Source organism: Desulfomicrobium salsuginis (assembly GCF_054657795.1).
On record NZ_BAAHYA010000002.1, the window covers coordinates 903009 to 918141 of the forward strand.

Annotated in this window: 8 protein-coding genes, 1 tRNA gene and 1 other RNA gene; 3 read left to right on the plus strand and 7 right to left on the minus strand. The window is 64.5% G+C overall.

The window, feature by feature from the left end; translation table 11 throughout:
• The first annotated feature begins 14 nt into the window (after nt 1–14).
• Nucleotides 15–965, plus strand: a complete 951-nt coding sequence (locus ACYQ3G_RS11245; RefSeq protein ID WP_459825902.1) for an HDOD domain-containing protein — start codon at nt 15–17, stop codon at nt 963–965.
• On the opposite strand, the gene ACYQ3G_RS11250 is transcribed toward ACYQ3G_RS11245, so the two are convergent.
• The 5 genes from ACYQ3G_RS11250 to hslV all read right to left on the minus strand — a co-directional run bounded on the left by ACYQ3G_RS11250 (nt 962) and on the right by hslV (nt 8353).
• Nucleotides 962–2227 (minus strand): DUF3999 domain-containing protein, encoded by a 1266-nt coding sequence (locus ACYQ3G_RS11250; RefSeq protein WP_459825904.1) that lies wholly within the window; start codon nt 2225–2227, stop codon nt 962–964. The two genes, ACYQ3G_RS11245 and ACYQ3G_RS11250, sit on opposite strands and share 4 nt — an antisense overlap.
• Nucleotides 2224–4878, minus strand: a complete 2655-nt coding sequence (locus ACYQ3G_RS11255; RefSeq protein WP_459825906.1) for a DUF2339 domain-containing protein — start codon at nt 4876–4878, stop codon at nt 2224–2226. The genes ACYQ3G_RS11250 and ACYQ3G_RS11255 overlap by 4 nt, the downstream gene beginning before the upstream one ends.
• A 158-nt stretch (nt 4879–5036) precedes the next feature.
• Nucleotides 5037–5918, minus strand: a complete 882-nt coding sequence (gene argB, locus ACYQ3G_RS11260; RefSeq protein ID WP_459825908.1) for an acetylglutamate kinase — start codon at nt 5916–5918, stop codon at nt 5037–5039.
• 540 nt (nt 5919–6458) lie between these two features.
• Nucleotides 6459–7805, minus strand: a complete 1347-nt coding sequence (gene hslU / locus ACYQ3G_RS11265; RefSeq protein ID WP_459825910.1) for an ATP-dependent protease ATPase subunit HslU — start codon at nt 7803–7805, stop codon at nt 6459–6461.
• A complete protein-coding gene (gene hslV / locus ACYQ3G_RS11270) occupies nt 7805–8353 on the minus strand; it encodes an ATP-dependent protease subunit HslV (RefSeq protein ID WP_459825912.1) in 549 nt (182 codons plus the stop codon). Before hslV ends, hslU begins: the two co-directional genes overlap by 1 nt.
• Before the next feature lie 196 nt (nt 8354–8549).
• Here hslV and ACYQ3G_RS11275 point away from each other — a divergent pair.
• Together ACYQ3G_RS11275 and ssrA are read left to right on the plus strand one after the other, a co-directional pair.
• Nucleotides 8550–8626, plus strand: a tRNA-Arg gene (locus ACYQ3G_RS11275).
• A gap of 96 nt (nt 8627–8722) precedes the next feature.
• Nucleotides 8723–9113: a transfer-messenger RNA gene (gene ssrA, locus ACYQ3G_RS11280) on the plus strand.
• Nucleotides 9114–10189: 1076 nt separating this feature from the next.
• On the opposite strand, the gene ACYQ3G_RS11285 is transcribed toward ssrA, so the two are convergent.
• Both ACYQ3G_RS11285 and ACYQ3G_RS11290 read right to left on the minus strand, forming a co-directional pair.
• A complete protein-coding gene (locus ACYQ3G_RS11285; protein ID WP_459825914.1) occupies nt 10190–13612 on the minus strand; it encodes a PAS domain S-box protein in 3423 nt (1140 codons plus the stop codon).
• 468 nt (nt 13613–14080) lie between these two features.
• Entirely contained in the window at nt 14081–15019 is a 939-nt protein-coding gene (locus ACYQ3G_RS11290; protein ID WP_459825916.1) for a metal ABC transporter solute-binding protein, Zn/Mn family, read from the minus strand.
• Between the last annotated feature and the right edge of the window lie 114 nt (nt 15020–15133).

The following is a 15133-nucleotide window of genomic DNA, read 5'->3' on the forward strand; positions in this document are numbered from 1 at the left end:
CGGAATGGGAACTCGTGCTTTCCCGCGCTCTGGACCACATCTACGGCGGCGCCCATGCCTCCACGGAAGTGCAGATGACCCATGTCTACGAGGCGCCGCCGGCCCTGACCGTCACGGCCATTACCAACCTGGTCAAGGCCTTCGAGAAGGTGGGCACCTTGCATTCCTCCCTGTCGGCCCTGGACAACCCCGACGCCAGCATGAAGGACCTGGGCGACCTCGTGACCCGCGACCCCCTTCTCTCGGGGCGGGTGCTCAAGACCGTCAATTCGCCGTTCTTCCGCACGGCCATGGACGTCAAATCCGTACACACGGCCGTGAACATCCTGGGTCTCGTCAACCTGAAGAATCTCATCGCCTTCGGCGTCCTGCCCTACTCCCTCTACAAGCACCCCGCTCACCGACGCATGTTCAAAAGCATCTGGCAGCACATGAACGCCACGGCCATCACCGCGGCGCACATGGCCAAGGCGCGCCAGGATCTGGACAGCGGCACCCTCTACACTGCCGGCCTCATGCACGACATCGGCAAGCTCGTCCTCGTGTTACTGATGAAGAATCCGGACGAGAACGCCGACTACCCCCAGAACCTGAGCGCCGAATACGAGAGCCTGACGGTCACGCATCTGCAGGCGGCCTGGGTCATGGCCACGTCGGGAAGCATCCCGGGCCAGCTCAAGTCCCTGGTCCTGGACCACCACCTCCCGGCCTTGATCCCGGTCCAGCAGCTGGACTGCAACGCCGAGCACGCCAAGTACCTGACCGTCCTCTTCCTGGCCAATCAGGTGGCCAAGCTCATCGCCCCGGACGGCACCCTGCTCGACGACGTGAGCCGGCTCGATCGCCTGGACCCCAGCTACCGCGAGATCTTCTCCCAGGCCGAAGCCAGGGAAATCCTCCTCTGCCCCGGCCTCATCGACGACATCCTGGCCAACTTCCGGGTGGTGCAGGCGTCCCTGAACTAGGCGCGGCCGGCCCCGTCCATGCCGCGGGCCAGGTGCCAAGCCATGGCCCCGAGCAGGGCCACGCCCAGGCCCAGCACCGCCCACAGGGCGATCTTCGTGTATTCCAGCGGCGGTTTGAGGCGTCCCTCGCCGCCAAGACTCCGCCACTCTCCCAGCACGGCTCGCCCCATGGGCGCATCGGCCCGGCCGCCGGCCAGCGTCGGCGCCAGCAGGTCTGGACCCGGCTGCACGGCGGGGTTGCCGACGGCCAAGGTGAAGGGGCCGGCTCCCTGGGCCATGAACACGAGTTCGTGCGGCAGCCAGCCGGCGCGCAGCGGCGCGGGCGTCCCCTGCATGGCGACCCGCAGCCTCGGCAGCGTCCCGCGCAACGGCAGGCCGGGCCCAGCCAGGCGCTGTCCATCCACCGTCAGCCGGAACAGGGTGCTGCGGGCAGCACTGCGCCAACCGTCCCCTGACGGCGTGAACACCTCCACTCCGACCACGCTGTCCTCGTCACCGCCCAGATCGAGCAGATCGACGGGCAGCCCCGCCGGCAGCGCATATTCGTTCGTCCCTGGCTCCACAGGCGTCCCTGCCAGGGGGATGAAGCGGCGCACGGCCTGTCCCTTCCCCGCTTCACCCGTAGCCGACTCCACACCCGACAAATCCTGATCCGCGGACACGAAATAGTATTTCCAAGCCCGTCCCGACAACTCGACTCGGTCCTGCAGGATGCGGCCGCCGGGATGCTCCATGCGCGCCAGAACCCCGACGCCGGCGTCGCGCCACGTCGCCAGGTCGTCGCTGCCGCGCACGGCGACGCGCAGCATCGTGTCGCCGCCGCTCAACCCGAAGCGCAAGGCACCGATGCCCGACGGCGCACCCGTGGCGTCGAGCAGGATCATGCGGTTCTCACCGGCTGAAGGACGGACCAGGGTTTCGACCACGGCGCCGCGCTCCGAGGTGCGCACCTGAAGGCGGAAGTCGACGTCGCCGCTCCCTCTGACAGGCCCGAGCCGGAAAAGGGGCAGACTCACGGCCGGGACGGGCTCCGCAGCCACCTTGCGCAGGTGCATGGGCACCTCTTCCCCGGCGGCGTTGAAGACGCGCACATCGCCCAAGTCGGCGCGGGCGCTGGCGTTGTAGACGGCAAACGGCAATTCGAGGCGCTGCAGGGAATGGCCCGGCCCGGCTTCGAGGACGAAGCCGCCGGCGAAATCCATGGGCGAGACCGCGAAAGCAGGTACAGGTATAAGCAGGGTCAAAAGAAGGACGAAGATCATTTTCCCTCCTTGGGGGGCAGCGGGCAGAAATACCCCATGACGAGCATGAGCAGGCCCACGCCCAGGAACGAGACGATACGCGCCACCGTGCCGATGCCGTCGAGATCGACCGAAAAGAGCTTGATGACCACCACGGTCAGGAGTCCCGCCCCGGCCAGCCAGGCGCGCCGGTTTGCGCGCCTCCAGCCCAGGAGCATGGCCGCCAGGGCGGCCACGGACCACAGCACTGAGCACGAGGCCTGCATGACCGCAGAACGGTACAGGGCCTCCACAGAATAGGGGACGCCGCCCAGGAAATGAACGCTGCGGGCCAGGACCACGTTGGCCCACGCAAAACCGCCCGCCGCCAGGAAAGCCGGCAGCCGACGTTCCGGGCAAAAGGCGCCCAAGGCCTTTTCCCTGTCTGCGGCCCTCGCCCACGCGGCCAGGGCGGCCAGAACCAGAGCCTGGGCCAGGTCCATGGGGCTCAGGACCGGGATGTACGGCAACGGGTACGGGTCCCCGGCGGACAGGCTGACGGCCGGCCACCACAGGCACAGGAACACGGCCGACGCGGCCCCGGCCCGCAGATAGGCGGCGCGGTGGCGGCCCAGGGGCCAGTCCAGGGGCGCGGACACGGCCGCCAGCAGGAGCAGGACGCCCGTCACGGCCAGGGCCGCGTCGGCCCAGCTGCCGGTCTGCAGCAGCCGGAAAGCCTGCCAATGGGCCTCCCGCCCCGCCAGTACCGCAACGAGCAGACCCGCGGCCGAGTGCGCCCAGCCACGGGCCCGCGGGGTCCATTGGTTCTCAAGAGCACGCAGGGCGGCGAAGAGCGCGGCCAGCGCCAGAGGCCAGGCCAACCAGCCGTGGTTCACTGAGGGGTGGCTGTCCCAGTTCAGAGCAGCCGGGAGCGCAAGCGCGGCCGAAGCCTGGGCCAGATGGCGCGCCGCGGGCCACGCCGTCCTGCGTTGCAGCAGGAACCAGACGCCCAAGCTGGCCGTGAGAGCCGCCACCAGAGCCGAGCCATCGTGGGGAGAGAAGCGCAGATACAGGGTCCCGTACCACCACGCCGCACCCCAGAAACCTGCGACCGCCGGCATGAATTCCTCCTGCCGCAGGCGCGCGGCGGGAAAGGCCCACCACGCCCAGGACGAGGCCAGCCCGCCCGCGCCGAGAAAAAGACCGGCCAGCAGCTGCCCGTCGTCCAGGACAGGTTCGACGCCGGACATGCCTGCGGCGAAAGCCGCGGCCGCGCCGAGCTGCAGCAGGACGCCGAAGACCCGCGTGACCAGGCGCTTCTGGCGCAGGCCGAGCCAGACCATGCCCGCTCCCTCCAGAGCCCAGGTCGAGGCGGTCCAGGTCGCGTCCAGGGCCATGGGCACGGCCAGGGAGACGAAGATGACGCCCAGGGCCAGGTGGGCCTCGCCCAGCAGGCGCAGCCCCGTCCCCGTTGTGCCTGCCTCGGCCCCATCGCCCCCGGCGGAAAGGCGGCGGATGCCGCCCAGGGTCAGCAGGTACCACAGGGCCAGGCCCAGGCAGCTGAAGGCCCCGCCCATGTCCGTGTCGCGCACCAGCCCCATCTGCAGGGCGAAGGCGGCCAGGGGCAGGCCGAAGACCAGGGCGCTGTCCAGGCGCGGGTTCTCGCGCGGGGTCCGAGCGAAAAGAATGGAGACGACACCGTACATGACGAAGAAGAGGATGAGGAAGGGCTCGGTGGTGGCGAAGTATTGCGGCGCGTAGTAGCGCGCGCCCCAGGCCGCGCCGATGCCGAAGGTGCAGGCGAAGCCCAGGAGATTCAGGGGGCGCCAGGTACGGCGCCAGGCGATGCCGAGCACCCCCGTGTTCAGCAGGGCGTAGTAGGCGAAGAGGTGCACGTGGCTGCCCTGCCCGGTGGACAGCAGGACCGGGGCCAGGAACCCGCCGGCCGCGCCGAAAAGTGCCAGGGACATGGCGTTCTGGACCACGGCCAGGACGCCGGAGAAGACCACGACGCCGGTCATGAGCGCCAGCGCCCCCACAGGCGGCAACATCCCGACGTAGCGCGCCGCGGCGAAGATCGTCAGGTACAGGACGCCCACGCCGCCGCCCTGGACCAGCAGGGCGTAGACCGGCTTGCCCCGCCGTAGCCGCCAGCCCAGGACCAGCAGGGCCACGCCCAGCAGCCCGGCCCCGGCCATGCGCAGCTCCAAGGACACCAGGCTGTGGTCCGCGGCGTACTTGAGCAGAAAGGACACGCCAAAGAAGAGCACGACGATGCCGACCTTGACCACGGGGTTCCCGCCGGCGAACCAGTCCCACACCGCCCTGACACCTTCGCGGACCCTGGCCTCGAAGACTGACAGCGCCGCCTTCGGCGCAGGCCGTTCAGCGGGGGCAGGCCGGGCCGCAACCGGTCGGGCAGGCGCCTCCTCGGAAAAGGTGAAGTCCCCTGCGCCGCCATCCGCTGTCGGGGCGGCGCAGGCCCGGACATCCGCTCTCGCCGCACCCGCCCTCTCGGCTGCGGCCCGGCCCTCCAGCTCGCGGAGCCTGCGCTCCAGGGAGGAAATGCGCAACACCAGGGCGAGACAGACGGCGCACAGCACCGGCAGGACGAGGATGACGGGGCTGCGCCAGAAGGTGTCCGCGGCGCCGGCCAGGGCAATGAAGGTCAGGATGACGAGGAAGATGCGCACGGGCGCCTCCGGTTTTGACGGATTTGGCCGCGGAGGTTCCCCGGGGCCGCATTGCAAGGCTTTGCCGTGCAGCGGCTGCAAAGGCAAGGGGAGCGCAATGAAAAGGGCCCGGCCTCCGCATGGACGGAAACCGGGCCGCATGACGTGCGCGGGAAGGTTTACTTGCTGACGATCTCCGAGCCGATGCCGCCTTGGGTGAACATTTCGAGCAGAATGACGTTCTCGATGCGGCCGTCGAGGATGTGGGCCTTGGACACGCCGCCGTCCACGGCCTCCAGGCAGCACTTGATCTTGGGGATCATGCCGCCCGTGACCACGCCCTGCTCCAGGGCGTGCACGGCCTGGTGCAGGGTCATGGAGGAGATGAGTTCGCCCTTCTTGTCCAGGACGCCCGGCACGTCGGTCAGCAGGATGAGCTTCTTGGCGCCCACGGCCACGGCCACGGCGCTGGCCACGGAGTCGGCGTTGATGTTGTAGGTGTTGCCTTCCTCGTCCACGCCCACGGGCGCGATGACGGGCACGAAGTTGGCGTTCTGCAGGGAGGTGATGACCGAGGTGTCCACGGCCACGACCTCGCCGACCTTGCCCAGGTCGATGATCTCGGGCGGCGCGTCGGAGCGCTCCACGGCCATCTCCAGCTTCTGGGCCCAGATGAGGCGCCCGTCCTTGCCCGACAGGCCCACGGCCCGGCCGCCCTGGGTGTTGATGAGGTTGACGATCTCCTTGTTGACCTTGCCGACGAGCACCATTTCGACCACGTCCATGGTCGCGTCGTCGGTCACGCGCAGGCCCTGACGGAACTCGGACTGGATACCCAATTGCTTGAGCATGTTGCCGATCTGCGGCCCGCCGCCGTGGACGATGACGGGGTTCACGCCGATATAGCGCAGAAGCTGGATGTTCAGGGCGAAGCTCCGGCGCAGGGCCTCGTCCTTCATGGCGTGGCCGCCGTACTTGATGACGATGGTCTGGCCGTAGAACTCGCGGATATAGGGCAGCGCCTCCAGCAGGATGGAGGCTCTCAGTGCTTCTTGTGACATGGCTCCCTCGTGGGCTTGAATGGTGAGGAAAGGGGCCGGTTTGACGGCGTGTGAAGGCAGTTTGGCAAGGTGGGGGGAAAAGTTCAAGCACTATGATGAAGAAGGGGGCGGGCATTCGAGAGATCGAACAGAAGACAGGAGGAGTCCCTGCGCGGCCGCGTCCCTGCCTGGTCCGGGCAAGGGTCGCCGAAACTCCTTCGCGGGCCTCGTAGAGCTGTATCGGTGCGTGCAGGACGGCAACCCCGGACAGCGCGCCAGACACCGATTCAGCAAACGATGCCTGGCTCAGTCAGACAGTCGGCGCCCCTTGCCCGGACCAGGCAGGGACGCTCGGACGGTGCAGGATCTGACCGGCGCGCTTCATGAGCCGATGGAACCGCAAAAAACAACGTCATCCCCGCGAAGACGGGGATCCATCCCAGAATTTCAATATCCATTTGAAATAAGATGGATTCCCGCCTTCGCGGGAATGACGCTGTGGTGAACGAGACGTCCGCAAATTGGCGGACGTCCCGTTTCAGTAGGCCGAATTGGCAACGCCTAGAGAATGTATCTCGTCAGGTCCCGGTTCTCCTGCACGTCCTGCAGAGCATGGGCCACGTAGGCTCGGTCGATGGTCACGCTCACGCCGTCCATGTCCGGCGCCTCGAAGGACAGGTCGGCGACGATCTTTTCCATGATGGTATAGAGCCGCCTGGCACCGATGTTCTCGGTTTCCTCGTTGATCTTCTGGGCGAAGCGGGCGATCTCGTTCAGGGCCTCGTCGGTGTAGACGATGTCCACGCTCTCGGTGCCAAGCAGCGCCTTGTACTGCACGGTCAGGGCGTTTTTGGGCTCCGTCAGGATGCGGTAGAAGTCGTCACGGGTCAGGGCCGAGAGTTCCACGCGCAGGGGGAAGCGGCCCTGCAACTCGGGCACCAGGTCCGAGGGCTTGGACATGTGGAAGGCGCCGGCCGCGATGAAGAGGATATGGTCCGTGCGGACCATGCCGTACTTGGTGTTGACGGTGCTGCCCTCGACGATGGGCAGCAGGTCGCGCTGCACGCCCTCGCGGGACACGTCGGCCTTGCCGCTGCTCCCCCCGCCGCCGCAGATCTTGTCGATCTCATCGAGAAAGACGATGCCCGACTCCTGCACGCGCTCGCGGGCGATCTCGTGGACCTTGTCCATGTCGATGAGGCGCTCGCACTCGGACTGGATGAGGATGTCGTAGGCGCTTTTGACGCGGACCTTCTTGGTCTTCTTTTTCTTGGGAAAGACCTTGGAGAGCATGTCCTGCATCTGCATCTCCATGCCCTCCATGCCTGGGATGGTCATGGCCTGCACGCCGCCCGAGGACTGCACCTCGACCTCCACCAGCCTGTCGTCGAGCTTGCCCTCGCGCCAGAGCTGACGGAGCTTCTCACGGGTCGAGTCGGCAGCCCGGGACTCGGGGCCGATGTAGTCCACGCCGGCCGATTCCAGGGGCTTGGTCGGCAGGAGCACATCCAGCAGGCGCTCCTCGGCCGTGGCCTCGGCGCGCACGCGGACCGTGGCCTCCTCCTCTTGGCGCACGAGGTTGACGCCGATCTCCATCAGGTCGCGGATGATGGACTCCACGTCGCGGCCCACGTAGCCCACTTCCGTGAACTTGGTGGCCTCGACCTTGAGGAAGGGCGAACCGGCCAGCTTGGCCAGGCGGCGTGCGATCTCGGTCTTGCCCACGCCCGTGGGCCCGATCATGAGGATGTTCTTGGGCGCGATCTCCTCGGCCAGCTCGGGGTCGAGCTGGCGGCGGCGCCAGCGGTTGCGCAGGGCGATGGCGACCATGCGCTTGGCCTGGTTCTGGCCGACGATATACTTGTCCAGTTCGGACACGATCTCTCTGGGGGTCAGGGTACTGTTCATCAGGAGTTCCTGGTCACGGTCTCGAAGACCACGCGGTCGTTGGTGAAGACGCAGATTTCGGCCGCGATCTCCATGGAGCGGCGCGCTATCTCCTCGGCCGAAAGGTCGGTGTTGCGGCGCAGGGCGCGGGCCGCGGACAGGGCGTAGGCCCCGCCGGAGCCGATGGCGGCCACGCCGTCGTCTGGTTCGATGACGTCGCCGGTGCCGCTGAGCATGAGGATGGTCTCGGCGTCGGCCACCAGCAACATCGCTTCCAGCCGGCGCAGGTATTTGTCGTTCCTCCAGTCCTTGGCCAGCTCCACGCTGGCGCGGACGAGGTTGCCGCCGAATTCTTCAAGTTTCGCTTCAAATTTCTCGAACAGGGTGAAGGCGTCGGCCGTGGACCCGGCGAAGCCGCAGACGATGCGGTCGCGGTAGAGCCGGCGGACCTTGCGGGCCCCGTGCTTGACGACGATGGCCTGGCCGAGGGTGACCTGGCCGTCACCGGCGATGGCCACGCAGTGGTCGTCCTTGACCGCGAGAATGGTGGTTCCGCGCATTTCTGGCATGTTCTCTTCCTTGTTGAACGCCCCGGCGGGCGCGTGAGTTAAACAACAAAAATGGGCACTCCCCCGCCCTTGTCAAGGCAATGCCCTGGATTTGCCGGAAAAACGGGCGGTTGCGGGATGAGAAAAAAAATTTTCGACGTACGTAAAAAACTGCTTGACGATCGGGCGTCATGCACATAGAAACCGACTTCTCGACGCGCCCGTAGCTCAGTTGGATAGAGTGCCTGACTACGAATCAGTAGGTCGCATGTTCGAATCATGCCGGGCGCACCATGAGCGAAACAAAGGAGCAAACGTTGTTTGCTCCTTTTTTCTTACCCTTGCCAGTCGTGAAAACGGTCTTATAAGTACTGCCGTGTTCTTTGAAATGGGGCCGCCCTGGTTTCGACGGGGATGATGAGGCCAAAGTCGCAGGTCGAGGCGCTGGGAGGTCCTCGTTAAAACCCAGCATAAACATAATTGCCAACGACAATTATGACTACGCAATGGCTGCCTAGTTAATAGGTAACCGTTGCATGACGACCAAGGTCGTCACATCCGTGCGGTGGATGTCTGATAAGCCGTATCCGGGTGGCAAACCCCATCAGGCTGGCGAAAGGCCGCTGTCTGGACAGCCAATCGCGAGACTACATCCGGGCTGGTTTTCGGGACGCCTGTTCATGGGCTCCCCCGAAGGCGAGATACAGATCATGAACTAAACCTGTAGAAGCTTTGCGCGGAGCGTTCTCGGACGGGAGTTCGATTCTCCCCGGCTCCACCAGCAACAAAAATTTGCCCACGAAAGTGGGCTTTTTTTGTGCCATCTCTCCAGGAAACAACCGTCAATCCTAGCTTTTCTGATTGACGCAATAGTCCCTCCCCCTGCCCCCCCACCCTCTGGAGGGGCTTTTTATTAAAGGTCTTTCCATCAGGTCAGGACGCCCCAACTTTTTGTCTTACAGCCTATTATTCTTGACACTTCCCGTTTCATGAGGCTTAACTTCGCTTGGGTAAAAAGGATACCTTTCGCGGGCATAAAATGCGTGTTCAAGCCCACTTGCGTGGATTGGTACTCTCCTTTTGCTTGATACGGGGCCGGGTAATTATCTTAGAGAACCATGAAGCCGATTTTTGTCGCGTCTACAAGACAACTTGTATTTTTATTCCCGTCTTTGAAGTCGAGGGGACGCGGTACTTCTCGCTTGAGGGCATCAACAGTTGGATCAAACTGCTGCTGATCTAGGAGTCGCGATACTCGCGGGCGACATACAGACTCACCGACAAAGGCCGCCAGCCGACTGCACATCACTGCGCTGGATAAATTGCCATAAACGCATGAAGGAGAGCCGGGCTCTCCTTCATGGTGTGCGTTGCGTCCTGCGCGCGGGTTCGGAACCATCACGCGAGAACAAACCGGAAACTACACTTTCTTGACCTGTTTCTCACTTTTTACTTGAACTTTTTTACTGTCCTTTGCCGCCTTCTGCTTCTGCATTTTATCCTTGTCCTTCTTTCCGCCCTTGTCTCCCATGATACGCTCCTGGTGTTGAAGTTCGTAAAGATGTTGCGACCCGGAAATACCGGCCTGCAAAGCCGGACCTGCCACGGGTCAAACCGGCTCGAACGGGACTGTTTGCAGATGCGGATAGCACGTTTCGCGGGCGTCTGCAACGTGGAGGGCCATGCCGCGGCGGATATCTTCAATCATTCGAAGGGTTGACGCGGGACGCCCGAGACTGCGCCGCCGCAAGCTGCTCGAAGACATGCGCGGCGTTTTGGCTGCTTCGCACGGGCGCTACGGCAGCCAGGCATTCGGCTGTCCCGGCAACATGAGCCAAGGGACGGCCGAAAGCGATTTCAAGGGTGCATGGCTTCGAGGGCGACGCGCAGCACTTCCCTGATGTCCATGGGCTTGGCCACGTAGCCGTTCATGCCCGCGGCCAGCATCCGTTCCCTGTCACCGGCCATGGCGCAGGCGGTCAGGGCGATGACGGGGATGTTCCGGACCGCCTCTCCGGCGTGGCCGTCCCGGATGCAGCGGGTGGTTTCGACGCCGTCCATCCCGTTCATCTGCACGTCCATGACCACGAGGTCAAAAGACTCGCCGTGCAGGGCGGACAAGGCTTCCTGGCCGCTCCTGACGTGGGTCACCTCGGCCCCCTGTCTGCCCAGAAGGGCAACTCCGGCCAAGGCGCTGACGGCATCGTCCTCGACCAGCAGGACGCGCGTGCCCCGCAGGGATGCTGCGCTCCCGGCGACCCGGGACTCCTTGTCGGCCACTGCCCGGCAGTCTCCGGCGAAACTCAGGGTGAACGCGAAGGTCGTGCCGCGCCCGGCCTCGCTGCTCACGGACATGTTCCCGCCCATGAGGTCCACAAGCCGTTTGCAGATGGACAGGCCAAGCCCGGCCCCCTTCCGACCGCGGACGCAGCCTTCCCCGAACTGGGTGAACGGGTCGAAGAGCGACTTGAGCTCTTCATCAGGGATGCCTACGCCGTTGTCCGTGACGGAAAAGTACACGCGCGCCGACCCGGGACTCAGCGCCGGCAGGGCCCAGGCCTCGACGCTGATCCGACCGGAGGTCGTGAACTTGCACGCGTTGTCCACGAGATTGATGAGAATCTGCTGCAGCCGGACCGCATCGCCGTCCATCCGCCCAGGCAAGGCCGGGTCCAGGTCGAAACAGAGTTCGACCCCGCTGCCGGCGACCAGCGGCGCGAACAGTTCCCGGACCTGGCCGAAGATGTCCCCAAGGCTCATGGGCGCGGCCACGATGTCGAGTTTCCCGGCTTCAATGCGCGAAAAATCCATGATGTCCGTCAACAGGCGGACTAAACGGTCGCAGGATCGTACGGCCATGTTCACGAAGGATGCCTGGTCCGCGCCCAGATCCGAGGACTGCAGCAGCTGGAGCATGCCCATCACTCCGTTGATGGGCGTGCGGATCTCGTGGCTCATGCTGGCCAGGAAGGCCGACTTGGCCCTGTTGGCGTTTTCGGCCTGCTCTTTGGCCTTCTGCAGGGCCTCTTCGAAGCGCCGACGCTCCGTGATGTCCTCGCCCGAACAGACCACGTACTCGACCTCTCCGTCGGGCCCGAGCTTGGGAGATTTGAGGATGGACAGCAGCCGGCGTTCGCCGGAAAAATGCGGCACCCACTCATCGGTGCGTATCGGACGCCCCGTGACGAAGACCTCGCTGTTGCCCTGCCGGCAGACCTGGGTGACATCCTCCGGGTAGATGTCGCCCAAATTCCTGAACGCCATCTCTTCGATGCTGCGACCGTTGAAGGCCGCATGGGCCTCGTTCACGGCCCCGTAGGTCTGTTCGTCCTTCAGGTACCAGACCTGCGTCTGGATATGGTTGAGGAGGATGCCCTGCTCTTCCGCCGCCTTGGCCAGCAGGCTCTCGCTGCGTTTGCGCTCGGTGATGTCCATGGCGATCCTGACCCTGGCAGGGCGGCCGTCGAGCCAGGAGACATGGCGGTCGAAATACAGCCGCCATGTTCCGCTCACGGGATCGAGTTCCTCCCAGGTCGTCACTCCGTCGGGATGCGGGCAGGCTGGTGCAGCCGTCTTGAAACCGGAGGTGCCCGATGCGCCGAAGCAAAACTGGTCCGGGGCATCGGGTCCGAGGCTCTCGCGCAGGGATGCGTTCACGAAGAGGATCGCCTGCGTCGCCTCGTCAATGACGCAGATCTCCGCAGGGACGCTGTCGAGGATGGCCCGCAGGGCGGTGTTCCCGGCTTCGAGTTCCCGCTCCATGCGCTTCTGCACGGTCACGTCCCGGGCCGATCCGACGGTCCCGATCATGACGCCCGCATCGTCGACCAGCGGCGCCTTGCGCACGTCCAGAAACAGGAACTTGCCCATGACGTTGCCGTACTCGTCGAACTGCCTTTCCGTCCCGCAGTCCATGGTCATCTGGTCCGTATCGCGGCAGATTTCCCCGAAGCTGTGCCAGTCCGGATTCTCGGGATGCCGGGCCCGTTCGCGTTCGGCAAAAAAAAGGTCCGTCCTGCCCACGGGCTCCGCCGTGTCCGAGGCCCCCAGCAGCTTCTCGCAGATGGCCTTGTTGGCGAAAATATACTTCTTATCCAGATCCTTGGCCCAGATCATGTCCGGCACGTTGTCGCAGATGAGCCGCAGCATCGTGTCGAGCTGCTGGCTCTTTCGCTCCATGGCCTTGCGAGCCGCGACCTCCTCCTTCTGCTGCGTGACGTCCGTGGCCACGCCATGCATCACCAGCCCGCCGTTCTCGGCGACCACCACACCCCTGTCGTGCAGCCATTTGTAGCTGCCGGACCCGTCGAGCACGCGGTATTCGACGTCGTGCACCCCGGACCGGGCCCGCTTCTCCAACGATTCCCTGTATAAGCCGACATCGTCAGGGTGAATGCGGTCGCTCCAGAAGCCGCTCTCGGCTTCGCCAGGCGGGAGCCCCAGAACATGCCTGATCTGGGGCGAGCAGTAGTGGCCCCCCGTCCCGCTCAGGTTTCTGGAGTAGACGATGGCCGGGATGGTCCGGATCAGGCGTTGCAGGTCCTCATGAGCCCGCTGGGCAGACCTCTCCGCTTCATGACGCAGCGCCAATTCCCTGTTCGCTTCGGCCACGGCCATCGAAAGGGCGGCGGTCCTTTCCCGGATGGTTTCGCTCAGGTCCAACTGGGTGCAATGAAACAGGCGCTGGGCCTCGATCCAATCCGTAATGTCCCAGAAGACGATGCACGCCGTGTCGCCTCCATTGGAATTCAGGATTTCGGCCTGAACCTGCATATCCCTGCGCACACCCTCCTTGCGCTCCACCTCGACCACCATGGGTTCCGGCGGGTCGCGGTCGAGCACGCGCTGAAAAAAGTCGCGGAAGGCGTTCGCCCCGGCGTCGCTCACATGCCGGGAAAAGTACTCAAGGGACGGGAGGCGGACCGATGAGTGGCCGAGCATCCGGCAAAAGGATCTGGACCATGTGTGCCGCCCGGTGCGGATATCGACGGTCCACAGCCCGCACCCGGTGAGGGGCTGGAATTGCCATGCGCCGGCGGGGTTTGACTTGGGGTCGATTTCACCAGGGGCTTGACCATGGCCGAGAAAGAAATTGGCCACGGGGGTGTTCAGGGCTGTGGCCGCCTTGGTCAGAAAATCCAGCGACGGCTTGCATTCCCCGCGTTCGATCTGACCGAGATGCTGCTTCGAAACGCCGATGGCCTCGGACAGGCCCTCCTGAGTCAGGCCGCGCAGCTGGCGAAACAACCTCAGCCGTGTCCCGACACCTTTTCGAACCATGATACCTCACCGCATGCGAACGACCTGTGGAGAACGAAATTCCGGGGCAATCCTGGGGACCGCCCTAACCTGCCAACATCCCAGCTGAAGATTTACCCGACGCGTGGAGATATTTGAACAAGGCTCCATCTTGCTTTTGCAAAAAATTTAGGATTGGCGTTTTGCAGACAATATACGTGAAGAAGCGGGCACGCGTAATGTCAAAAAATGTCTTACACGAGCCTTGCAGTGATACGTTTTTTGCCAACGTCATACAGTCGTGCGAAACGTATTAAGAATACATGACTTTGAGCGATCAGAGCGGATTGTTTCACGAAACATTGCCGCGGAAATTTCCACGCGGCACGAATACACAAGACGGGTGGAGACTCGGGAGCGCTGTTCAGCGCAACCGGGGAGCGGATTCAGGGCAGGAGGCTGACAGGAAGACGACGAGGGCCGAAGCCCTCGTCGTGGGGGCAGGGCAGGCTATTTCAGTGCGTCGACAAAGGCGCGGGCGGCGCGATGCAGGTTCTCGGACCAATCTTCGGCCAGGGGGTCCAGACGCACGACAGTGGCGCCGATCTGCTGGGCGATGACGGCCGCGCTCCTCTCCGAAAACTGCGGCTGGACGAAGACGACCTTCGCACCCGTCTCCCTGCCCATGGCGATGATGCGCCCCAGATCCTTGGGACTCGGCTCCTTGCCCTCCACTTCGATGGGCATCTGCTCAAGCCCGTAGGCCTTGGCGAAATAGCCCCAGGAGGGGTGGAAGACGAGGAACGCGCGGCGGTCCGGGGGGAGGACGGACAGCGTCGTTCGGATTTCGGCGTCCAGACGGTCGAGTTCCAGCATGAATGCCTCGGCGTTGGCGGCGTACTCCTGCGCGCCGGCCGGGTCGGCCTTGGACAGCCCGTCGCGGATGTGGCCGACCTGGATCTTGACCAGGGCCGGGTCCAGCCAGATGTGCGGGTCGAGGGTGCCGTGCCCGTCCGCATCGTCAGCACCTGTGCGGCCGGGCTTCTCGGCATCGTCATCATGCGCACCGTGTCCGCCATGGGCGTGCCCCTCGTCTTCGTCGTGATGATGGGCGGTCATGGGGATCTTCTCGATGCCATCGGCCGTGTGCACGACGGCGATCCCCGGACTCGCCCCGACAATGCGCCCCAGCCAGGTCTGGTCGAAGGCGTCCCCGATGGTGAAGTAGACGGACGCGCCGGCAAGGGCGGCCATCTGCCTGGGGCGCGGCTCGTAGGCATGGGGGTTGGCGCCGGGCGCGACCATGACCGAAACGGACGCCTTGCCGCCGCTGACCTTGTCCACGAAATACTTCTGCGGCGCGACGGTCACGAAGACCGACGGCGCGGCCAGGGCCGCTCCCGCGCACAGGACAAAGGCAAATGTCAGCAGCCAGATACAATTTTTCATATTTCCCCCATGATTTTGCAACGATGTTTATGCAACAGACTTGCATCCAGTCAAGGGGAGCGCAACCCTGTTGCATAACGTCGATTCAGGCCGGCCGCGGGATGAACTTCTCGG